We start from the raw sequence: 22,685 nt of genomic DNA on the forward strand, positions 1-22,685 counted from the left end.
TTGATTCTTTGAGTGGAATAATTCTGACAACATGAGCACCGAAAAAAACAGTGTTGATAAACACTTACACAGCCCGACCTTCCAATGGCATTTTCTCCACCCAAAACATTGGGGGACTTGGCTAGGCATTGCACTGGCCGCGGTGTTCGCCTTTATGCCAGTGCGCTTACGCGATCGCTTTGCCGCGCGCTTGTCACGCTTCATCTTGAAGAAAAATGGCCGAGTGGTGCGCCGTGCCCGCACGAACCTGCGTTACTGCTTTCCAGACAAAAGCGCCGAAGAGCGCCAAGTTATCTTAGAGAAAACCTTCGCTCGTGCCGCGCAATACCTATTCGGTTATTCCGAATTTTTGGTTCGCTCTACTAAGCACAACCAAAATCGCGGTGTAATGATCGGCGAAGAAAACTTGATCCCCTTGCTCGAAGCTGGGGAGAACGTGATTATCCTAGCGCCACATGCATGGGCAGTCGATTACCCGGCCGTCATGCTGGCCGCAAAAGGCTTTAAAGTCACCACCATCATGAAGCCGCAGCGTAATCCTATTGGCGACTGGCTGATGCAAGTGCAACGCATGCAACACGGCGGGCGCATTTTCGCTCGTGATGCGGGCGTGAAACCGTTTGTCCGCTCTATCAAAGACGGTTACATCGGCTATTGGTTACCGGACGAAGATTTTGGCGCGCAGCACTCAGTGTTTGTGCCCTTCTTTGGCACCGAAAAAGCAACGTTAAAAGGTTTTGGCAAAATGGCGCGTCTATCGAAAGCAAAAGTGGTGCCCGTGCTGCCAACTTACAATGACCAAACCAGTAAATATGAAGTGCATATCTTGCCTGCCCTAGAGAACTTCCCAACGGGCGACGAAGAGCAAGATGCGCGGGCGATGAATAAGGCGATTGAAGATTTAGTCACCCCTCATCCAGAAAACTATATGTGGAACTTGGCACTGTTGAAAACTCAGCGCGACGGACGAGAAATCTACGACAATTCACACCATGGTGAACAAGACTTGGCTGGTGACGAATAGCCCTCTGTTTCTAACCAAATATTGATCAGTTCCCCGTGAGAATAAAAACGCCCAGCAGGTAATACCAGCTGGGCGTTTTTTAATGCATTTATTTAATGCGGCTTATTTGATTGATGCTTTATTCGCTCTATCGCTTAAATGCCGTATTGGTCGCGATACGCCTGCACGGCTAGCAAATGTTGCTCGTTCTCACCTTGCTCACTCAAGTAAGTAATCAAATCAGTTAAGCTAACAATTGATACCACTGGGCAGCTGAAATCGCGCTCCACTTCTTGAATCGCCGACAGCTCACCTTTGCCTTTTTCCTGACGGTCGATAGCCACAAGAACGCCAGCCAGACCAGCATTACAGGCTTGGATAATTTGCATAGACTCGCGAATCGCCGTCCCTGCGGTAATCACATCGTCCACGAGCATAATGCGCCCTTCTAATGGACTACCCACTAAACTCCCGCCTTCGCCGTGAGTCTTCGCTTCTTTACGGTTAAAACAGTAAGGCGTGTCTACATTGTGCTGATCGGCCAGTGCCACGGCGGTAGTCGTCGCAATTGGGATGCCTTTATACGCTGGGCCAAATAGCACATCATATTTAATGCCTGACTCCATCAGCGCCGCAGCGTAAAAACGTCCTAGCCGCGCCAAATCCCGACCTGTGTTAAACAATCCAGCATTGAAGAAATATGGGCTCTTACGACCAGACTTTAACGTAAACTCACCAAATTTTAAGACTTCTTTCTCAAGTGCAAACTCTATAAATTCACGTTGATATGCTTTCATGCTGCTCTCTCTCAATTAACTAAAACTAATTCATCTACATAAAAAAATAGCCCCTAATTAGGAGCTATTAATACATCATTTTTCAAGTGCTTGTTTCTGCGCCGCGACGATTTCGTTGACGCCTTTACTTGCGGAGGCTAATAACGCCAGCAACTCTTCGTGGCTAAACGGTTCGCCTTCGGCAGTGCCTTGAATTTCGATCATCTTGCCATCTTCTGTCATCACCACGTTCATGTCGGTGTCAGCGGCAGAATCTTCAACGTATTCTAGGTCACACAATATATCTTTACCTAGAATGCCCACTGAAACCGCAGCCACATGGCCTTTCATCGGATTTTTCTTCAGCTTGCCTTTCTCGATAAGGTGTTGGAACGCATCCGCAAGTGCCACGCTGGCACCTGAGATAGCCGCGGTTCGTGTGCCACCATCAGCTTGAATCACATCACAATCGACCGTGATCATAAATTCGCCCATCGCCTTCAAATCCACGACTGCTCGCAAGCTACGCGCGATCAAGCGTTGAATTTCCATCGTACGACCACCTTGTTTACCACTGGCGGCTTCACGACGAGTGCGTGAGTGAGTGGCACGCGGCAACATGCCATATTCAGCAGTCACCCAGCCTTTACCCTGGCCTTTTAACCAACGAGGTACATTTTCTTCTACCGTGGCATTACACAATACTTTGGTGTTGCCGAACTCAACCAATACCGAGCCTTCTGCATAAGCCGTATATTGACGAGTAATTTTGATTGGGCGAACTTGGTCCGCAGCGCGATCATTTGGACGCATAGAAAATCTACCTTAATCTGAAAAAGGGGAATCTGGTTGGGGCGATATTATATAGGAATTGCCAAGCAGTGCCTACAGCCAGCAATAAGCAGCGAACTATTTCTGTGTTACTATGAGCCACTTTTATATTCCGCAGCAAGGATAAATCAATGATCTACAGCATGACGGCCTACGCACGTAAAGAAGTAAAAAGTGATTGGGGCTCCGCCGTATGGGAAATTCGTTCGGTCAACCAGCGCTATCTAGAAACGTATTTTCGTATGCCCGAGCAATTTCGTGGCTTAGAGCCGGTGCTAAGAGATCGTTTCCGTAAACGCCTTGCCCGCGGCAAAGTCGAATGTCACCTGCGTTTTGAAGCCAATCCGGCAGCACAAGGCGAGCTCACCATCAATAACACCTTAGCCAAGCAAGTGATCAACGCCGCTCAGCAAGTCATGCAACTGACTGGTGAAGATAGCCGCATTAATCCTTTTCAAGTGATGCAATGGCCCGGTGTGATGGAAACACCAGAGCAAGACATGGACACAGTGAAAAAAGATTTACTGTCAGCGTTTGATGAAGCACTCGGTGAGTTTATCGAAGCGCGCGGCCGCGAAGGCGACAACATGAAAGCCCTTATCGAGCAGCGCCTCACCGCTATTACTGATGAAGTAGTTAAAGTCCGCGCAAGAATGCCTGAGATCATCGAATGGCAACGCGAGCGCCTATTTAACAAATTCGAAGATGCTAACGTTGAACTAGACAGCAGCCGTGTCGAGCAGGAGCTTATCATCCTTGCACAAAAATCTGACGTGGCCGAAGAATTAGATCGTCTCGATTCTCACGTCAAAGAAACCAACAACGTGCTAAAAAAAGGAGGCTCCGCTGGCCGCCGCCTTGATTTCATGATGCAAGAATTCAACCGTGAGTCGAATACGCTGGCGTCTAAGTCTATCGCAACCGACATCACCGCTTCCGGTGTTGAGCTAAAAGTACTGATTGAGCAAATGAGAGAACAGATTCAGAACATAGAATGATGTTTTCGCCAGTTTTACGTTAATGAAAACAAACAAGCCCCTAAATATAGGGGCTTGTTTGTTTCTACCGGTTAGCAGCAAACACTAGCGTCTAAAACTACGACCACGAGACGAACGCTCTTTATGGGCGGATGCGGCTTTGGCTTGTGATTTCAAGATTGAATCGACCGTGAGCTCCATTGGCTCTTTAGGTTCAATACCGTGGGGGAAAGTTCGGGCGCGTGGCGATAAATCATACTCTTCGCTAGAAGCGCGAGGCATGCGCTTAAAGCGGTATAAATAAAAGTTTTCTAGCTTTTCTCTCGCCCAATCTGTTTTCTTCAAATACTTAGCGCTGCTGGCAACCGATGGGTTGGTGTGGAAACAGTTAAAACGCATCGCCGTATCTAAAATGTCCCAACCATAACAATCGACCAACTCTTGCAGTAAGGTTTCTAACTTAAGACCATGCAATGGGTTATTTTGTTGTAATTCAATTCTTTCTTCATCAGTCATCATAATGAGTTCCTAAGTATCTAACTAACCGAGTTGGCTGCGTAATTTTATCTAGACTTCAATGCAGCGCAAAAGCACTCTGAGTGATTAAACTCATCACACGAAGAGAAGGGGGGCGAGTCTAACAGAGTTAACTTCCATTCTCTATTTTCATGATAAGTGACGAATCACTAAGCATGAGTGACCTTGCCAAACTAAAGCTATCAAACCGAACCTATCAAATAGATAACACCGCCTGTATTGATACCACCCCACCTTATCCTCGTGTGCACCAGACACCCCAAATAAGCGTAGTCTGTTTGAGCTACAAGAGCCTAGGTTTCACGACTAAACAAATACGGGCGACACCTGTGAATTTACGTGGCTTCATGCTACGCTTCGCGTCCATTTTCTGGCTAAAATCAGTGCAATTCAATGTGCTGTCCTGAGTCAGTGCTATCTTTTATATTGAGTCATATCAAGACTCACACCCTAACTACGTGGAATGAGAACTATGGGCAAAGGCACTTTATACATCGTTTCCGCGCCAAGCGGCGCAGGAAAATCGAGCTTGATCTCGGCAATGCTAGAAACCAACCCGACCTATGCGATGAAAGTCTCTGTCTCTCATACCACTCGCGGCATGCGACCGGGAGAGCAAGATGGTGTGCATTACCATTTTGTGCAAAAAGAGCATTTTGAAGAGCTAATAGAAAAAGATGAGTTCGTCGAATACGCTGAAGTGTTTGGTAACTACTACGGCACCTCTCGGGTTTGGATTGAAGACAACCTAGAAAAAGGTATTGATGTCTTCTTGGATATTGATTGGCAAGGCGCTCGTCAGATCCGAAACAAAATGCCACATGCTCGCAGTGTATTTATCTTACCGCCATCAAACGGTGAATTAGAACGTCGACTTAATGCCCGTGGCCAAGATAGTGACGCCGTGATCGCAAAACGCATGGCAGAAGCTAAATCTGAAATCTCTCACTACAGCGAATACGATTACGTGATCGTTAATGATGATTTCGACACCGCCTTAATAGATTTTAAAGCCATTATTCGCGCTGAGCGATTGAAGCAAGATAAACAAACCGCCAAATACCAAGGCATGCTTGAAGCACTGTTAGCAGAATAATCACATAACAATGTGCTTCGCGAAGTTTAATCGCTAGAATATACAGTACTAAGTCTGTATACTTTCTCGTCATTCAAAAATTTAGTTAATTAGTTGGAGTTCTCATGGCACGCGTAACTGTTCAAGACGCTGTTGAAAAAATCGGCAACCGTTTCGACCTTGTACTCATTGCGGCACGCCGCTCTCGTCAAATGCAAACTGGTGGCAAAGATGCACTTGTGCCTGAAGAGAACGATAAGCCAACGGTTATCGCCCTACGCGAAATCGAAGAAGGCTTGATCACTAAAGATGTTCTAGATGCCCGTGAGCGTCAAGAGCAACAAGAACAAGAAGCAGCAGAACTTGCCGCAGTAAGTAGCATTGTTCACAACCGTTAATTTAGGCTAAACCAGCTTACGGGTATGTAATTTGTATCTATTCGATAGCCTCAAAGACGTTGCCCAAGAATACTTAGCAGAGCCTCAACTAGAGGCTCTGCGTCAATCTTACGTGGTAGCGCGAGACGCCCATGAGGGGCAAACTCGCACCAGCGGCGAACCTTATATCATCCACCCCGTTGCCGTTGCTCGAATCTTGGCAGAAATGCGCCTTGATATTGAAACACTGCAAGCAGCCCTCCTGCACGATGTCATTGAAGACTGTGACGTCAGCAAAGAAGACCTCGAACGCCAATTTGGTCATACTGTTGCCGAACTTGTCGATGGTGTCTCTAAGCTAGACAAACTAAAGTTTCGCGATCGCAAAGAAGCCCAAGCGGAGAACTTCCGCAAAATGGTGCTGGCGATGGTGCAAGACATCCGAGTGATCTTGATTAAGCTCGCTGACCGAACGCATAACATGCGCACACTGGGCGTACTACGGCCAGATAAAAAACGTCGTATCGCGCGTGAAACCCTCGAAATTTATTCTCCTTTGGCCCACCGCCTCGGTATCCACAATATAAAAGTGGAACTGGAAGAGCTCGGCTTTGAAGCCCTGTACCCCAACCGCTATCGCGTTCTCAAAGAAGTAGTTCGCTCGGCGCGTGGCAATCGCAAAGAGATGATCCAGCGTATTCACAGCGAGATTGAAGGCCGATTAGAAGATTTTGGTCTCAATGCCCGAGTGGTTGGGCGCGAGAAGAACCTGTTTTCCATCTACAACAAGATGAAAACCAAGGAACAGCGTTTCCATACCATCATGGATATCTACGCATTTCGTGTCGTCGTCGACAGCGCTGATACCTGCTACCGAGCTCTTGGCCAAGTGCACGGTTTATATAAGCCTCGTCCGAGTCGGATGAAAGATTATATCGCCGTCCCAAAAGCCAATGGCTATCAGTCTTTGCATACTTCTATGGTTGGCCCACACGGCGTACCCGTTGAAGTTCAAATCCGTACTGAAGACATGGAGCAAATGGCGGACAAAGGTGTCGCTGCGCACTGGTCATACAAAGGCAAAGGGGAAGCGACAGGGACGACAGCGCAAGTGAAAGCTCAGCGCTGGATGCAAAGTTTGCTGGAATTACAGCAAAGTGCAGGTAACTCCTTTGAGTTTATCGAGCATGTGAAGTCTGATTTATTCCCTGACGAGATTTACGTCTTCACGCCGAAAGGACGCATCGTTGAGCTTCCTGTACGCGCAACGGCGGTCGACTTTGCTTACGCGGTGCACACTGATGTCGGTAACACTTGTGTCGGTGCTCGAGTCGACAGAAACCCTTACCCACTCAGTAAATCGCTGAAAAACGGCCAAACGATCGAAATCATCAGTGCTCCAGGCGCAAGACCGAACGCGGCATGGCTTAACTATGTCGTGACATCGCGAGCCCGGACTAAAATCCGCCAAGTGCTGAAAACCATGCGCCGAGAAGAATCGATTACCTTAGGGCGTCGCCTACTCAATCATGCGCTTGGCGAACAATCCTTGTCTGAGATCGCGACTGAAAGCGTAGAAAACGTGCTCACTGATCTTAAAATAGCCAGTGTGGATGATCTGCTCGCTTCGATAGGTCTTGGAGAATTGATGAGTATCGTCATCGCCCGTCGTTTACTTGGTGACACCGACGAGCTGACCGATACCGCCAGCACCAATGGAAAATCGAAGAAAAAGCTACCAATCCGCGGCGCAGAAGGCATTTTGCTGACGTTCGCGAATTGCTGCCATCCGATCCCTGATGACCACATTATCGCGCACGTCTCTCCGGGACGAGGCCTAGTGGTGCACAGAGAAACTTGTCCAAATGTCCGTGGTTATCAAAAAGAACCGGACAAATACATGGCAGTGGAATGGTCAGAGGGCTACGATCAAGAGTTCATCACTGAGCTGCAAATTGATATGCAAAATTATCAGGGTGCGTTAGCCGAGCTAACGAATGTGATTTCCCAAACTGGCTCTAATATTCACGGTATTTCCACCGAAGAAAAAGATGGCCGTTTGTATACCATTACAGTGCTGCTCACCACCAAAGACCGTGTACACCTTGCTGGCATAATGAAGAGAATTCGCGTCATGCCACACGTACTACGCGTTCGACGCCGCAAAAACTAACCTTATAGCGAGCGCCAAAATGCGCTCGCTACCTTAACACTATGAACCTAGAACGATATCAGCGTATCCAGCAAGTACTTGCGGCGCGCCAGCCAGATCTGACCCTCTGCCTCGAAGAAGTCCACAAGTCCAATAATGTCTCCGCGATCATTCGTAGCGCCGATGCCACAGGGCTGCACAAAGTTCATGCGGTATGGCCTACCGCACAAATGCGCACCCTCAGCCACACCTCAGCAGGCGCGCGCAACTGGGTTGAACTCGATACACACGATAACATAAAACAAGCAGTGCACACCTTCAAAGAGCAGGGCATGCAAGTGCTCGTCACTAACTTATCTGATAGCGCGGTAGATTTTCGCGAGATTGATTACACGCAACCAACCGCTGTGATCTTCGGCAGCGAGAAGTCTGGCACTTCTGAACAAGCGGTATCTCTTGCCGATCAAGATATCATCATCCCTATGATGGGTATGGTGCAATCACTGAACGTCTCGGTCGCGAGCGCCGTGGTCCTATATGAAGCTCAGCGCCAACGACAAGCAGCGGGTATGTACCAACGTGAGAAAAGTGCTTTACCGGAACAAACCATTCAGCGCATTTTATTTGAACGTGGCCATCCAGTGCTGGCCAGAGTGGCCAGAGTGGCCAAGCACAAACGACTTCCCTATCCAAGCCTTGATGATCAAGGACAAATTGTCGCTGACGATAAGTGGTGGCAACGAATGCAAAGCAAATAGCACCCACTGGCAAATTTCCTGTACAAAAACACAGCCTAATGGTTAACTATTTCTAGTATGTTTATCTAAGAGACTGATCATGAGCCAACTTTTATCTGCTATCCCGCTCACTTCGCTGTCTGGCGTCGGTGCCAAAGTGGCCGAAAAACTGGCTCGCATTGGCCTGCACAATGTACAAGATCTGCTGTTCCACCTACCGAGCCGTTATGAAGACCGCACCCGTGTTTACCCTATGGTAAAACTGCACCCGGGACTTTGGGCTTCAGTGCAAGGCAAAGTCATGGCCGTTGATACCAGCTTTGGCCGCCGGAAAATGCTCACGGTAAAGCTTAGCGATGGCAATGGTAGCATCACTCTACGTTTTTTTAATTTCACCGCGGCGATGAAAAACAACTTTGCGCCAGAAAAACCTGTGCATGCATACGGTGAGATTAAACGTGGTCAGCATGGCCTTGAAATCGTCCATCCAGATTATCAGTTTTATTTACCGGATAACCAACCAAAGCTAGACCAGCACCTTACCCCTGTCTACCCAACTACTGACGGTCTAAGACAAATTACGCTAAGGAACCTAACCGAGCAGGCGCTGGAGTTAATGGCCAGTAGCTCAGTACAAGAACTGTTGCCAAGCGGGCTGTACGATCACCAAATCACCCTAGCTGATGCACTGCACACCATTCACCGTCCAGAGCCATCCCTAGATCTCAGTGAATTTGATAAAGGCAAACACCCAGCGCAAAAACGCCTAATTTTAGAAGAATTACTCGCACAAAATCTATCCATGCTCGCTGTGCGTAGCCAAAGCCAACAAGAAGCCGCGCCCAAGTTGAGGGAAGCAAAAACACTCAAAAGGGATTTACTGGCGCAGCTACCTTTTACTCCAACCAAGGCGCAGGCTCGCGTGGTGGCTGAAATTGAGCAAGATCTCAATCAGCCTTTTCCGATGATGCGTCTGGTGCAAGGAGATGTCGGCTCAGGTAAGACCTTAGTGGCCGCGCTCACTGCGGTCAGCGCCATTGAGCAAGGCTACCAAGTGGCCTTAATGGCGCCTACCGAAATTCTTGCTGAACAGCACGCTCTAAACTTTACTCGCTGGTTTGAACCTATGGGTATCCAAGTAGGCTGGGTTGCTGGCAAGCAAAAGAAGAAAGAAAAACAGCAACACCTTGATGCCATTGCCCAAGGGCAAGCTAAAATGGTGGTGGGTACTCATGCCCTCTTCCAAGAGCAAGTCAGTTTTGCCAACCTTGCTTTAGTGATCATTGATGAACAGCATCGCTTTGGTGTCCACCAAAGACTTGAGCTTAGAGCGAAAGGCGCGCAAGCGGGAATGCAGCCCCACCAGTTAATCATGACCGCAACGCCAATCCCTCGCACCTTAGCCATGACAGCTTACGCCGATTTGGCTACTTCCATCATTGATGAACTGCCACCAGGCCGCTCACCGATTCAAACGGTTGCGATCCCCGATAGCAAACGCGACGCCATTATTGAGCGGGTTCGCAATGCCTGCCACAATGAAAATAAACAGGCTTACTGGGTCTGTACCCTCATCGATGAATCTGAAGTTCTCGAAGCGCAAGCTGCTGCCGATACCGCCGAAGAGCTCACTCGCAGACTTCCCGACGTCAAAATAGGCTTGGTACACGGCAGGATGAAGCCTGCTGAGAAGCAAGCGGTGATGGATGCGTTTAAGCGTAATGAATTGCAATTATTGGTGGCCACGACCGTCATCGAAGTGGGCGTGGATGTGCCCAACGCCAGCTTGATGATCATTGAAAATCCAGAACGATTAGGCTTAGCGCAATTGCACCAGCTACGCGGGCGAGTCGGGCGAGGCAGCGTTGCCAGTCACTGTGTGCTGCTCTACCACGCGCCACTTTCCAATACAGCGCAGAAACGACTCGGCGTCCTACGTGACAGTAATGATGGCTTCGTTATCGCGCAGCGAGATTTAGAAATCCGCGGCCCCGGAGAGGTATTGGGTACCAAACAAACCGGGCTGGCAGATTTTAAGATAGCCGACTTATTACGCGACCAGCATTTGGTGCCTGAAGTGCAAAAGCTTGCCAGTTACTTACATCAGCAATACCCGGATAGCGCATCGGCAATCATCGATCGCTGGCTCGGAGACAGGGAAAGCTACTCCAAAGCCTAGCGACCGAGAATTTCACCTCGAACTCAATGCGCCAGAAAACTAATCTGCGCCTTGAGTCCGCCTTCCGTGCGATTGTGCAGCGTGACCGTTCCTTGATGCTGACTCATAACCCGTTTCACAATCGCGAGCCCCAAGCCCGTCCCCTCACTACCGCGCGCCGTATCACCGCGAGTGAAAGGTTCAAATAATTTGGCCATCTGCGTTTCATCAATTCCGGGACCATTGTCTTCAATACACACCCAAACTTGCTTCTTGTCCGCAGTCATCCCAGTACTGATCTGCAACCAACCATCGCCATATCGAATACCGTTGACCACTAAGTTAGTAATGGCGCGCTTCATCGCCACGGCGCAACCTAGTGCTTCAAGGTTACTCTGGGCTAAATTGAGCGCTATTGCGACGCCGCGATTGCCCTCAGCATTCGCCACATTGTCCACCATAGTGTTCACATCAACACTTTGAAACGCCTGCTGGTCAGCAGGTTTCAAATAATCCATAAACTGACCAATGATTTCATTACACTCTTCCGTGTCACTAATGATTCCTTCAGCCAAGTAGCTATCTTCTGGAGACATCATTTCAGTTGCTAAACGAATACGAGTGAGCGGGGTGCGCAAATCATGGCTAATACCAGCCATCAATAAGGCTCGGTCTTCTTCCACGGCTTGAATGCCCTGTGACATTTGGTTGAAGGCACGCGTCACAGCGCGTATTTCCGATGGCCCTTTTTCATCAAGCGTCGGCGCAATCTCTCCCCGCCCAACCGCTTTAGCCGCAGTTTCCAATGCCGATAGCGGCCGATTTTGCAGACGAATAAACACCCAACCACCCAGTACTATCAAAATCGCCATCAGCAGACTATTACGAAACAACGGCGCAAAATCCCCTTCTTGCAATTCGGTTAACGGCACTCGTAATAAGGCGTTTGGCATAGAAGCAATTTTCATCCACAGTACATAACTGTGGCTATCCAACGTCATCCGCACTTCCGTTTTCAGACCTAGCTCATGGGTCATGTCTTTGCTCATCAGCTCAATCGGCACCGCGCGCTGAAACTGTTCCGCCACTAACGGGTCGCTAGATGAATGAATGGTCACGCCCAATTGGTCGAGTACGCGCCGACGAGCTGGGTCACCAATTTTAAGCGTGTCGTTATCCGCTTCATCAAGCATCAGATTTATTTCGTGACCAAGGATTTTGTTAAATTGGCGCAGGCTTGGCAGCAGTGCATAATTAAATACCGCGTAATAAGAGTAGATCTGACTCGCCACCAATAAGGTGAAAAAGATAATAATAGATTGGGTAAAGGAGCTACGAATACGCATCGGCAGGCCACATCCTGATAGCAAAAATAAACAGGCACCTGCCAATTGGCCAGGTGCCTAGTAAAACGCTTAGTAGAGTTTAGCGGTTAATTGTATTTGGTGAGCAATAACACTGACTGATTAAGCTTCACTGCCATCGGGCACAAAAACATAACCCAGACCCCATACGGTTTGAATATAACGTGGCTTGCTTGGGTCCACTTCTAACATCCGGCGTAAACGGGAGATCTGAACATCTATCGAACGCTCCATCGCTGAATATTCACGACCACGTGCCATATTCATTAACTTATCGCGAGACATTGGCTCACGAGCGTTGGTGACTAAAGTTTTTAGCACCGCAAATTCGCCAGAAGTGATCGGCATCGGCTCCTCACCGCGGAACATCTCCCGTGTACCAAGGTTTAAGCGGAACTCACCAAACTCGACCACAGACTCTTCCGTGCTTGGCGCGCCAGGTGCTTCAATCGTTTGGCGACGCATCACCGCTCTAATTCGAGCAAGGAGCTCTCGTGGGTTGAATGGCTTAGGCAGATAATCGTCAGCACCGACTTCAAGGCCCATAATGCGATCCATTTCATCGCCCTTGGCGGTCAGCATCAAAATCGGCAGATTGTTATCGGCTGCACGTAAACGGCGACAAATCGATAATCCATCTTCGCCGGGCAACATCAAATCAAGTACCATCAGATGAAAGTTTTCTCGAGTTAACACTCTGTCCATCTGTTCACTATTCGCCACCCCGCGAACTTGAAAACCTTGTTCGGTCAAGTAGCGCTCTAATAACGAACGTAGCCGTGCATCATCATCGACCACTAAAATTTTGTAGCTTTCCTGCATTTCGTGCCCTTACCCAACGGAAATTGATTCAGCCTTCGCGTGAATCCACTCAATGTAACATCCTTTAGGCACTAGCGGCGCAAAGAAGTGTTAACGCATATTTCCTTTTTAACCAATTGAAAACGCTCTTTCAACGTCAGCCATAAGATAACTTGATGACCAACGCTTTTCTCAGTAAATGGTGATAAACCAAGGCTAGTTTACGCCATCAGCTGGAGTTTTTTCATAGCGGATTGAGTTAACAAACCATTCTTTGTCTCCCTCCGGGGTGCGGACCACAAACTCGTCATCCACCTGCTTCTTCAGCAGCGCACGCGCCATCGGTGAATCAATCGAGATATAACCTTTCGCATCCCCATAAATCTCTTCTGGGCCAACAATACGAAACGCTTTCATCTCACCCGACTCATTTTCAATTTCTACCCAAGCGCCAAAAAACACTTTGCCTTCCTGTTGCGGCGAATAATCAACAATCGTCACTTCTGGCAAGAACTTACGTAAGAAACGCACCCGTCGGTCAATCTGGCGCAACAGGCGTTTGTTAAAGGTGTAGTCTGCGTTTTCAGAGCGATCGCCTAGCCCAGCCGCCCAAGTAACAATTTTGGTGATCTCCGGCCTTTTCTCATGCCATAGGTGATCATGTTCTTGTTTTAACTTGTTATACCCTTCTCTAGTGATCAGTTTACTTTTCACCATCTATCCTTGCTGTTGTGCTTTACCATCACTTGTTTATACATGTTATTCCTAGAACTCAGCAATAAGCGACAGGCCGATAGCCTATTTACCCAATTGGTAATTTGCCGAACTTCCAACTAACACGCCGTATTTAAGAAAGTTTTTGCCCAAAATCATACTATATTCAAAGCGGCTACGATCTTGTAAATTGACTTGAATAGCTTCTTCAACATCACCAAGTTTCACCGTCATAGTCACCACCGGGCGTGGTTTAGCCTTCTCACCTTTTTTCGCTTTAACCCGCATCATGGCATCGACCGGAAGTTCAAACGTTTTCTTAGCGCCTTGTTTGTTGCGATAGACAAAGCGCACCATTTTTTTACCTTCTTTTTTAAACAGGTGAATATCCTGCGCACTGATGGAACTCACATCAGCGCCGCTATCCAATTTTACGGGGAAACGCATCCCTGCTACTTGCGCCATTTCAATGTGGCCAGCTTTAAACAACGGATGCGGCAGCAACAAATTATCAACGCGAGTGTTCACCAATAGCTGGTAGTCATTCAGAGTACGTCCTAAGGTGAGGTAGGGTTTAGGCCGTTCATGCCCTACACCATCAAGCGCGAAATCCAATGGCTGAACCTTGCCATGGATTGTAATACTGCCCGTTACGACAGGGTGACGATGCTTGCCCACTTTCACCCAACGAACGACGGACTTGGCGATTTTGTGACTGCCGCCTTTGCCATCCGGCCAACTATATTCCACCATCCCCTGTTTGCCTTGGTGATACAAATGCAACTTTTCGACATGCAGTACGGGAGTAACCCGAGCGGGTGCCAACGTCGTTGATACCGTCATGCTATCCAACGCCACTTCATCGTTCGGCGCAAGAAGCAGAGTCTCAGCTGCGCTTGGCGGCTGGTAAGTTTGCAGCGCTCGCGCAAACAACTCTCGCTCAGCAGGCTCAATCACGAAATAGCGACTAATGGTGTTCGTGCCAAGGCGAATGGGGCTCTTCCCTTCCGGCTTCTCGGCCACATACACCAACCAATACTGCTGAGTCTCCGCATTGATCTGCACCGGCAGATACACCAAAGGTTTCATCACGCCGCTCACATTGAGCATTCTAACTACCGGCACCGTCAGTTTTTTATTCGCACCGAGAAGCTCAAATGACACTTGCTGCCCTTGAACCTGCACATTTTTCGCCTGTAAACGGCTGTATTTATGTTTTAGCGATACTGAAACGGCTTGCTTCACCCCATTCACCGTCACCGTTTCTTCACGACCTGCGATCAAGGCTTTTGGCTGGGCTTGTAAATATTGATAGCCGGGTAACACCCAAGCTTGCTGCTGCAAAAATGTGCGACCAATCAACACCAAAGAAGAAAAGTGCCGGCGATCAGTCAAGTTCACTGGAGTCGACACTGTTTTTCCAGCAATACGCAGCTTGATATTAATCCGTGGACGTAAAATAGGTTGTTTGCTACTGCGACTACGAATCTGGCTGACTTTTACCAACGGGCGCTCTAGGTGGGTTTTCTCACCCGTATACGGGTTTTGCATTGAGAATGAGACCATGGTTTGCGATTTAGCATGATCTTTTAGCCAAGCTTCACTGCGGTCATGAGAGGTCTTGATGATAGCGGCAAGCAGCTCATTATCTTGCAAGTGAGCCAATTGTGGAAATTGGGTATGAATGTGAATATCAACAGCATTAATGGATGAGGAATCCGCGCCGCTGTCAATTTTGGCACTAAAAGGAACCGTCTCTAGCCCTTTCACATCAGGAAAATACACATTCTCCTGCCGACCAAGCACTAATTTGTTATCCAGAGAATACGCCGGATCGGTTAATGAATAGCGCCCTTCTTCGGCATTAATTCCCCAAGCGGCCAATAAGCCAAATACCAACACCGCCAGAATAAATCTGTGCATATTTATCGTTCCTCTGGATAATAATAAGCTGTCACGTATCAGATAAGCGATCTGCAGCCATAGTTCCAGTGTACCTCGTGTATTTGACACACTACTAACACTGGGTTTACGCAGGACTAAAAGTTTCAATTTCATTGACAATCCAAGCGTCAAACAATTGCAAAATCGTACCGCTACCCCAATTTATAGATCATGACTCAATGTTGGCCTAAAAACACGGACAACGTAAACACTTATAATTAAGAGATCCCACGGATGAGCCAAGCTATCTATCAACTGATTGCCAATGAACTGACCGTTCGTATCGAACAAGTGACTGCTGCGGTTACTTTAATTGATGATGGCAACACTGTTCCCTTTATTTCACGTTATCGAAAAGAAGCCACAGGTGGCTTAGATGACACTCAGCTACGTAACCTCGATAGCCGTTTGTCCTACCTGCGAGAGCTCAACGAGCGCCGTGATAGCATCATCAACTCAATTCAGCAGCAAGGAAAGCTCAGCGCTGAACTCGAACAGCAATTACAACAAGCAGACACCAAGACGCGCCTTGAAGATTTATACTTACCGTTCAAACCTAAGCGCCGCACCAAAGGGCAAATTGCCATCGAAGCTGGCCTTGAACCGCTAGCTGAACAATTATGGCAGCGCCCAGATAGCCAGCCAGAACAAGTGGCACAAGGCTACCTAAACCCTGATAAAGGGATCCAAGAAACCAAACAAGCACTCGATGGCGCGCGAGCCATTATGATGGAGCAGATGGCTGAAGACGCCGATCTTCTGGCGAACGTGCGCCGCTATTTAACCAAACATGCGCATTTATCCGCTCGCGTAATAGAAGGCCAGCAACAAGCTGGTGAGAAGTTCAAAGATTACTTTACTCATGATGAGGTACTAAGTAAGGTCCCGTCTCACCGAGCACTGGCCATGCTGCGCGGACGCAACGAAGGCTTTTTAACCCTCGCCCTCAATGCCGACCCAGAACAAGATGCCAGCATTCGTAGCTCACACTGTGAAACTTTGATTGCCGAGCACTACGACCTACACCTCTCAGATTCCGTCGGTGATGCTTGGCGCAAGCAAGTAATCAGTTGGGCATGGCGCGTCAAGATTTCCATGCACATGGAAACCGAGTTGATGGCGACGCTCAAAGAGCAAGCAGAAACAGAAGCAATCGATGTTTTTGCCAGCAACCTAAAAGATCTATTGATGGCCGCCCCTGCTGGCGCCCGTACGACTTTGGGTCTCGATCCAGGCCTGCGCACAGGTTCAAAAATTGCAGTGGTGGATGCGACGGGCAAAGTGCTGGCGACCGAAACTATTTATCCACACCCGCCACAAAAACAATATGATAAGTCGGTACATGTCCTAACCGCCATGGTCGAAAAATATCATGTTGACCTCATTGCGATTGGTAACGGCACGGCCTCACGTGAGACCGACGCTTTTGTCGCTGACGTCATCAAACGCGGCAAGTTACCAACCGATAAAATCATGGTCAGTGAGGCGGGTGCCTCCGTCTATTCCGCTTCTGAATTAGCCGCGCAAGAATTCCCTAATATGGACGTCTCTCTGCGTGGTGCTGTGTCTATCGCACGTCGTCTGCAAGACCCACTGGCCGAATTGGTGAAAATTGATCCCAAGTCCATTGGCGTGGGTCAATATCAACACGATGTAAGCCAAAGCATGCTGGCGAAACGCCTTGAAGCCGTCATCGAAGACTGTGTGAACGCTGTGGGCGTCGACGTTAACACTGCCTCACCCGCACTGCTCGCTCACGTGGCTGGCCTGAGCAAAACCATCGCGCAAAACATTGTCGAATACCGTGACAACAACGGCCGCTTCGAAGCTCGAAGCACATTAAAGAAAGTCGCTCGTCTTGGGCCAAAAGCGTTCCAACAATGCGCAGGTTTCCTACGTATCTTAAACGCCAAGAACCCATTAGACAGTTCTGCTGTACACCCTGAAGCCTATCCTGTGGTAAAAAGCATTGCCGAGAAAAATGACCGTGCGATCCCTGAGCTACTGGGTAATAGTGACTTCCTAAAAAGCTTACACGCGTCAGCATACACCAGCGATATCTTTGGCCTGCCAACGATTATCGACATCATCAAAGAGCTTGATAAACCCGGCCGAGATCCCCGGCCGGAATTTAAAACCGCTAGCTTCGCCGATGGCGTCAATAAAATATCAGATTTGGAGCCCGGCATGATTTTGGAAGGGGTGGTGTCGAATGTGGCGAACTTTGGCGCCTTCATCGATATCGGTGTGCACCAAGATGGTTTAGTGCATATTTCTGCGCTCACCGACCGTTACGTCGCCGACCCACGTGAGGTCGTGAAAGCAGGTGATATCGTCAAAGTTAAAGTGATGGAAGTGGATGTCCCGCGTAAACGTATTGGTTTATCCATGCGACTAAAAGATGAACCGGGACAAAACCAATCTACTCGCTCTGGCGGCCAGCGCACAACGGAAAAGCCAGCCAAGCGCAGTAGCTCTAACGCGGACAACGCTATGGGCGGCGCATTCGCGGCGGCATTTGCCAAAGCGAAAAAATAATCTGCAGACCACCGCTACCTAGCAAAAAAATACCCACTCATAGGAGTGGGTATTGGTACGTGGCTTTGTTGCAACAACCTCTACAACTTCATTAACCTCAGCGGTTTCAATATCAGTAGTTACAACACTGCTATCACGTCAGAAGGTGTGTTTGGTATCACGGCGTGTCCGTAGTGATATTGAATCACAGTGCGCCGACGCGCCATCTTCCCTTCTGTTATCGCAGCATCAATGATGTGCCGGGGCAACTTGAAGCGCATGGCATAGCCCTTCCCCTGTTGTGAGCTGTAGGTGTCTAATGACAACAAGCTAAAGAGCTTAGCTAACCTCGCCTTAGCATCGGCGTCTCCCTCTGCTGGCGCCGCATCTTCTTCTGCAAGGCCTACTTCATAAGCTGGATGCTGTGCAGGATCCCAAGATGCGCGTTTGCGCCTTTTGTCATCTGACGTCAACCTGCGATCAGGATGGCTTTTCACCAACTCGACCGTCGGTACTATCGGCTCACGTGACTTATTTTCGTGCGCGGCTTGCTCCGTTTGCACATTCACTGATGGGGCGATAAGCGGCGCACCAACATTTGCTGGTGACACGATCATGAACTTACCTCCTCATTATCGCCCGTCTCAGTAAGGCTACTGCGCGTAAACCTTACTGAGTTCTCTTATTATCGACTGCACATAACAAAAGTTTAGCTCCTGGGCTTTAATCCGCTGTCTCGATAAAACAAGAGCGAACAAATGAAGACAGCTTTCGACAAAACTCGTCGAGTTCCGTCATAAAAGGGGCGTGAGAGGATTGAGCAAAAATATGTTGATCGGAATGAGGAGCAAGAAACTGCATGTCTTGTGCGACTTTCACTGGAACAAGCCCATCTAAACGACCATATAAGCGCAACATAGGTACAGATACATCTTGCATCAAGTGGCGTAAATCCACTTGAGCCAACATCTGCAAACCTAGTAACAACGCGTCTTTGTTCGGTTCTGGCCGAGTAAGAATCGCACGCTTTAACAGCTTCACATCGGTCTTTGCCGTCGGACTCCCCATCGCTTGCAACGCCATAAAACGTTCAACGGTTACCTTGAAGTCCAGCAATAATTGACTAGTAAAGGTATCTAACACCTTAGGTTGTATTCCGCGCCAAGGTCTATCAGCGGCAAACTTCGGTGAGCTAGCCACGGTGACTAAGCCTTGCACTCTATCCGGCTCAGTCGCCGTGATATGAGATGAAATCAAGCCACCTAACGACCACCCAACCCAAACCGCTTTACGCGGCGCTTGCTCAAGCACCTGCTGCGTAATTTGCTCTAAGCTATTGGCCGATTGCAAATGACTAAAGCCATAACCGGGTAAATCCACCACATGAACGCGAAATTGGCTGCGCAACTGTTCAACCACTTGGTGCCAAACGGCGCCATTCATTCCCCAGCCATGCACCAGCACCACATCTTGGCCTTCACCTTCAGTGTGCCAATGCAAGGTTGAGCCCTCGCTCGCATAATCTACCACTAACTCCATCCCCTCAATATCGCTGCTTGTATCAAAATAACCATCAATATATCAAACAATGCTCCCAGCCAACCAATTATGTGGTTTTCCCAGTTAACTCGCACTTTCTCTCATATATTCCCCACCCGCTGTGAACAATGTGGGCTGACTTTTATCGCGCCTGAGCGCGGAGTTTGGTGCCAAGATTGTACACGCTTATTTCATACCCCCGAGCTGTGCCAACGATGCGGCTTACCTCTACCAACCTATGACGGTCAGCCCAAAACCATCTCGTGCGGCGAGTGTTTACGCCAACCTCCCGCGTGGGATAAGCTCGTTTGCATCGGTGATTACCGACGACCTTTGTCGAACTATATTCAGAAAATGAAATATCGACGCCAATTTTGGTATGCGGCCAGTCTCGCCCACCTGCTGGCACACCATATTTCAGCACCACCACAAATCATCACCTATGTCCCCCTGCACTGGCAAAAAAGGCTCTATCGAGGCTTTAACCAAAGTGAGCTACTGGCCAAGTACCTTGCTCAACATCTGAATCTCCCCGTCGCTTCCGGTTTGTTTCATCGAACCCGAGCAGGCAGGCCACAGCAAGGGCTCACTAAGCCCCAACGCCAAACCAACGTTCACCACGCCTTCCAGTTAATTGAAAAACCAACAGCTGCTCATATTGCCATTGTTGATGATGTGGTCACGACAGGCGCGACCGTGCAACAGTTAGCAACACTATTGCACCAAGAAGAAGGAGTCGTCACAGTAGATATTTACTGCTTAGCGCGCACGACACTAGACATTGAACGACCACTTAATGCGGTAAAAAACTAGATCTCTCGTTCGACAAGAGTAGAATGGCGCTAATAGCAGACAAAACTACTCAGGTATTTATTGTGTCAAATTCCATTACCATTACTGAAGCGGCTCAACAGCATTTTGTAAACCTATTAGGCCAACAACCTGAAGGCACCAATATTCGCGTGTTTGTGGTTAACCCAGGTACACCAAATGCTGAGTGTGGCGTTTCTTATTGCCCAGTTGAAGCCGTAGAAGCCACAGACGTTGTGTTTGAGCTTGCCGGTTTTTCTGCCTACGTGGATGAGCTAAGCCACCCATTTTTAGAAGACGCTGAAATTGATTACGTCTCTGACAAAATGGGTTCGCAGCTAACGTTAAAAGCGCCAAACGCAAAAATGCGTAAAGTGAATAGCGATGCGTCACTAACGGAGCGCGTTGAATACGCGATCCAAACTCAAGTGAACCCACAGCTTGCAGGACACGGCGGCAACGTTAGCCTACTCGAAATCACCGATGACGGTGTAGCGATCGTTGCTTTTGGCGGCGGATGCAATGGCTGCTCTATGGTTGACGTCACGCTAAAAGAAGGCATTGAAAAAGAGCTACTACAACAATTTTCAGGTGAGCTAACTGCTGTACGCGATTCCACCGAGCATGACCGTGGTGAACACTCTTACTACTAATCGTAAGATCGGTAATTTATCGTAAGACCAGTCTTTTTAAGCAGCGCACCAGCGCTGCTTTTCTATTTCCTGCCTCCCCCCTTTTATCTTCCAGCAATTGAGCGTTCTAATTTCAATTGGACCACTTTTCTCATATAGTTATAGCCAGCAACCTCAATGTGCCGATACCACCTTCTCTGCCTTGCATTGGAGCCGAGGCATGCTTGCCGAAAATGTCTAATACGGTTTGGCTACCCACCTACGATTGACACGCTAAGGAGAGAATATTGTGAGTAAACGGACACCTCCAGAGATCCTAACCAAACAGTCTATTGCGAAATCCAAACTTTTTACGATTGAGTCGCTGGAATTACGCTTCAGTAATGGCGTAGAACGCACCTATGAACGAATGAAACCCACCAAACGAACAAGTGTCATGATGGTACCACTCACGAGCCAAGGTGAGCTGTTATTGATTCGAGAATACGCGGCGGGCACAGAAAACTATGAACTGGGATTTCCTAAGGGCCTCGTTGACCTCGGAGAAAGTGCTGAACAAGCAGCCAATCGTGAACTAAAAGAAGAAATCGGCTTTGGTGCCAAGCAACTCACACCACTCAAAGAGGTGGTGCTCGCTCCTTCATATTTTTCTAGTCGCATGACTCTTTTTCTGGCACAGGATCTATACTCAGAAAGACTAGAAGGCGATGAGCCCGAGCAATTAGAGGTCGTGCGTTGGCCACTTGCACAAGCCGAAGAATTACTTTCCCATCTCGACTTTTGCGAGGCTCGCTCCATCACCGCGTTAATGCTGGCGTTAAAGCATCTCAAATAAATTTCACTTAAGGCGTTAGGAGTTAATATGCCTGCTACACCCGACTTCGCTCACCTTTTGCCTGACGTTATAAACATTGCCCGTGCAGCGGGCCAATTGATTCTCAAAATTTATGACAACAAGCAATACGAAGAATTTACCAAAAGCGATCAAACCCCGGTCACCAGTGCCGACCTCGCCGCGCACGAATTTATTGCCGACGCGCTCGCCAAGCTCACCCCAGAAATTCCTGTCTTATCTGAAGAAGATGCCGAGATAAGCTTTTCACAGCGTGCCACCTGGCCGCGCTACTGGCTGGTAGATCCACTCGATGGTACACAAGAATTTATTGCTCGCAGTGGGGACTTCGCCACGATTATCGCGCTGGTTGAACACAACCAACCCATTATGGGGGTGGTGTATGGCCCTGTCGCTGACGTAACGTATTACGCCTACCAAGATCATGGCGCTTGGAAAATTACTGAGCAAGACGCAGATAAAGTGCGCCTTAAAGCGAACAAGCACCTAGGTCAGAAAAACGCTATCGTAATGGCCATTAGTCGCCGTCAGGAAATTAGTCGCATCCAAGCTAGAATGAGCGACCAATGGCGCTATGATTTAGTTCCACTAGGCTCTGCAGCCTTAAAAGCGTGCTTGGTTGCCGAAGGCGGCGCGGATTGCTACCTGCGAATTGGCCCGACTGGCGAATGGGATACCGCCGCGACTCAATGTATTGTGGAAGAGGCAGGGGGGCGAATTCTCTCGACACAACTGACGCCATTAAGCTACAACGAACGCGAAAGTTTAGAAAACCCCAACTTTATTGTCATCGGTGATGAGCAGTTGCCATGGCAACAAATCTTGGTTGAAAAAGACTAGCTGCAAAGATTAGTTGCAAAAAATAGCTATAAAAAATGGGGCGATATC

At 48.5% G+C, this 22,685-nt stretch carries 21 protein-coding genes; 12 read left to right on the plus strand and 9 right to left on the minus strand.

Features of this window, described 5'->3' with window-relative positions; all coding sequences use genetic code 11:
• The first annotated feature begins 31 nt into the window (after window positions 1–31).
• On the plus strand, window positions 32–1,024 hold the full coding sequence (lpxM, locus tag L4C34_RS07235; RefSeq protein ID WP_428788661.1) for a lauroyl-Kdo(2)-lipid IV(A) myristoyltransferase: 993 nt from the start codon (window positions 32–34) through the stop codon (window positions 1,022–1,024).
• A 134-nt stretch (window positions 1,025–1,158) separates the two neighbouring features.
• Here the strand turns inward: lpxM and pyrE are convergent, their stop codons facing one another.
• Entirely contained in the window at window positions 1,159–1,800 is a 642-nt protein-coding gene (pyrE, locus tag L4C34_RS07240) for an orotate phosphoribosyltransferase (RefSeq protein ID WP_428788662.1), read from the minus strand.
• 75 nt (window positions 1,801–1,875) lie between these two features.
• Window positions 1,876–2,592, minus strand: coding sequence for a ribonuclease PH (rph, locus tag L4C34_RS07245; protein WP_428788663.1), 717 nt, complete (start codon window positions 2,590–2,592; stop codon window positions 1,876–1,878).
• A gap of 149 nt (window positions 2,593–2,741) precedes the next feature.
• Between rph and L4C34_RS07250 the strand changes: the two genes are divergently transcribed.
• Window positions 2,742–3,608 carry a YicC/YloC family endoribonuclease gene (locus L4C34_RS07250; protein ID WP_428788664.1) on the plus strand — a complete coding sequence of 289 codons (867 nt, stop codon included), beginning with the start codon at window positions 2,742–2,744 and terminating at the stop codon, window positions 3,606–3,608.
• An 84-nt stretch (window positions 3,609–3,692) separates the two neighbouring features.
• Here L4C34_RS07250 and L4C34_RS07255 read toward each other — a convergent pair whose 3' ends face one another.
• Entirely contained in the window at window positions 3,693–4,106 is a 414-nt protein-coding gene (locus tag L4C34_RS07255) for a VF530 family protein (protein ID WP_428788665.1), read from the minus strand.
• Window positions 4,107–4,596: 490 nt separating this feature from the next.
• Between L4C34_RS07255 and gmk the strand changes: the two genes are divergently transcribed.
• From gmk to recG, 5 genes are all read left to right on the plus strand, one after another.
• Window positions 4,597–5,220: a guanylate kinase gene (gene gmk / locus L4C34_RS07260; RefSeq protein ID WP_428788666.1), complete on the plus strand. Its 624-nt coding sequence runs from the start codon at window positions 4,597–4,599 to the stop codon at window positions 5,218–5,220.
• Between the two features lie 104 nt (window positions 5,221–5,324).
• Complete coding sequence (gene rpoZ, locus L4C34_RS07265) at window positions 5,325–5,597, plus strand: DNA-directed RNA polymerase subunit omega (protein WP_428788667.1); 273 nt, start codon at window positions 5,325–5,327, stop codon at window positions 5,595–5,597.
• 31 nt (window positions 5,598–5,628) lie between these two features.
• Complete coding sequence (gene spoT, locus L4C34_RS07270) at window positions 5,629–7,749, plus strand: bifunctional GTP diphosphokinase/guanosine-3',5'-bis pyrophosphate 3'-pyrophosphohydrolase (protein WP_428788668.1); 2,121 nt, start codon at window positions 5,629–5,631, stop codon at window positions 7,747–7,749.
• 41 nt (window positions 7,750–7,790) lie between these two features.
• Window positions 7,791–8,486, plus strand: a complete 696-nt coding sequence (gene trmH / locus L4C34_RS07275) for a tRNA (guanosine(18)-2'-O)-methyltransferase TrmH (protein WP_428788669.1) — start codon at window positions 7,791–7,793, stop codon at window positions 8,484–8,486.
• Between the two features lie 79 nt (window positions 8,487–8,565).
• Entirely contained in the window at window positions 8,566–10,644 is a 2,079-nt protein-coding gene (gene recG / locus L4C34_RS07280; protein ID WP_428788670.1) for an ATP-dependent DNA helicase RecG, read from the plus strand.
• A gap of 23 nt (window positions 10,645–10,667) precedes the next feature.
• Here recG and envZ read toward each other — a convergent pair whose 3' ends face one another.
• From envZ to L4C34_RS07300, 4 genes are all read right to left on the minus strand, one after another.
• Entirely contained in the window at window positions 10,668–11,969 is a 1,302-nt protein-coding gene (gene envZ / locus L4C34_RS07285; RefSeq protein WP_428788671.1) for a two-component system sensor histidine kinase EnvZ, read from the minus strand.
• A gap of 120 nt (window positions 11,970–12,089) precedes the next feature.
• Window positions 12,090–12,809, minus strand: a complete 720-nt coding sequence (gene ompR / locus L4C34_RS07290; RefSeq protein WP_428788672.1) for an osmolarity response regulator transcription factor OmpR — start codon at window positions 12,807–12,809, stop codon at window positions 12,090–12,092.
• 195 nt (window positions 12,810–13,004) lie between these two features.
• Window positions 13,005–13,502, minus strand: a complete 498-nt coding sequence (greB, locus tag L4C34_RS07295; RefSeq protein ID WP_428788721.1) for a transcription elongation factor GreB — start codon at window positions 13,500–13,502, stop codon at window positions 13,005–13,007.
• Window positions 13,503–13,586: 84 nt separating this feature from the next.
• Window positions 13,587–15,425, minus strand: coding sequence for an ATP-dependent zinc protease family protein (locus L4C34_RS07300; protein ID WP_428788673.1), 1,839 nt, complete (start codon window positions 15,423–15,425; stop codon window positions 13,587–13,589).
• A gap of 255 nt (window positions 15,426–15,680) precedes the next feature.
• Here L4C34_RS07300 and L4C34_RS07305 point away from each other — a divergent pair, with 255 nt between their 5' ends.
• The gene (locus L4C34_RS07305) at window positions 15,681–17,984 is read left to right on the plus strand and encodes a Tex family protein (protein ID WP_428788674.1); all 2,304 of its coding nucleotides are present in this window, start codon (window positions 15,681–15,683) and stop codon (window positions 17,982–17,984) included.
• Window positions 17,985–18,103: 119 nt separating this feature from the next.
• On the opposite strand, the gene L4C34_RS07310 is transcribed toward L4C34_RS07305, so the two are convergent.
• Entirely contained in the window at window positions 18,104–18,580 is a 477-nt protein-coding gene (locus L4C34_RS07310) for an ATP-dependent Lon protease (RefSeq protein WP_428788675.1), read from the minus strand.
• Between the two features lie 106 nt (window positions 18,581–18,686).
• Window positions 18,687–19,502 carry a pimeloyl-ACP methyl ester esterase BioH gene (gene bioH, locus L4C34_RS07315; protein ID WP_428788676.1) on the minus strand — a complete coding sequence of 272 codons (816 nt, stop codon included), beginning with the start codon at window positions 19,500–19,502 and terminating at the stop codon, window positions 18,687–18,689.
• A gap of 69 nt (window positions 19,503–19,571) precedes the next feature.
• On the opposite strand from bioH, the gene L4C34_RS07320 reads away from it, so the two are divergent.
• The 4 genes from L4C34_RS07320 to cysQ all read left to right on the plus strand — a co-directional run bounded on the left by L4C34_RS07320 (window position 19,572) and on the right by cysQ (window position 22,637).
• Window positions 19,572–20,315, plus strand: coding sequence for a ComFC family protein (locus L4C34_RS07320; RefSeq protein WP_428788677.1), 744 nt, complete (start codon window positions 19,572–19,574; stop codon window positions 20,313–20,315).
• Window positions 20,316–20,338: 23 nt separating this feature from the next.
• Complete coding sequence (gene nfuA, locus L4C34_RS07325) at window positions 20,339–20,965, plus strand: Fe-S biogenesis protein NfuA (RefSeq protein ID WP_428788678.1); 627 nt, start codon at window positions 20,339–20,341, stop codon at window positions 20,963–20,965.
• Window positions 20,966–21,233: 268 nt separating this feature from the next.
• Window positions 21,234–21,779, plus strand: a complete 546-nt coding sequence (gene nudE / locus L4C34_RS07330; RefSeq protein WP_428788679.1) for an ADP compounds hydrolase NudE — start codon at window positions 21,234–21,236, stop codon at window positions 21,777–21,779.
• A 27-nt stretch (window positions 21,780–21,806) separates the two neighbouring features.
• Window positions 21,807–22,637, plus strand: coding sequence for a 3'(2'),5'-bisphosphate nucleotidase CysQ (gene cysQ / locus L4C34_RS07335; RefSeq protein ID WP_428788680.1), 831 nt, complete (start codon window positions 21,807–21,809; stop codon window positions 22,635–22,637).
• Window positions 22,638–22,685: the final 48 nt, after the last annotated feature.

The organism is Vibrio profundum, from assembly GCF_050337555.1.
Classification (GTDB): Bacteria; Pseudomonadota; Gammaproteobacteria; order Enterobacterales; family Vibrionaceae; genus Vibrio; species Vibrio profundum.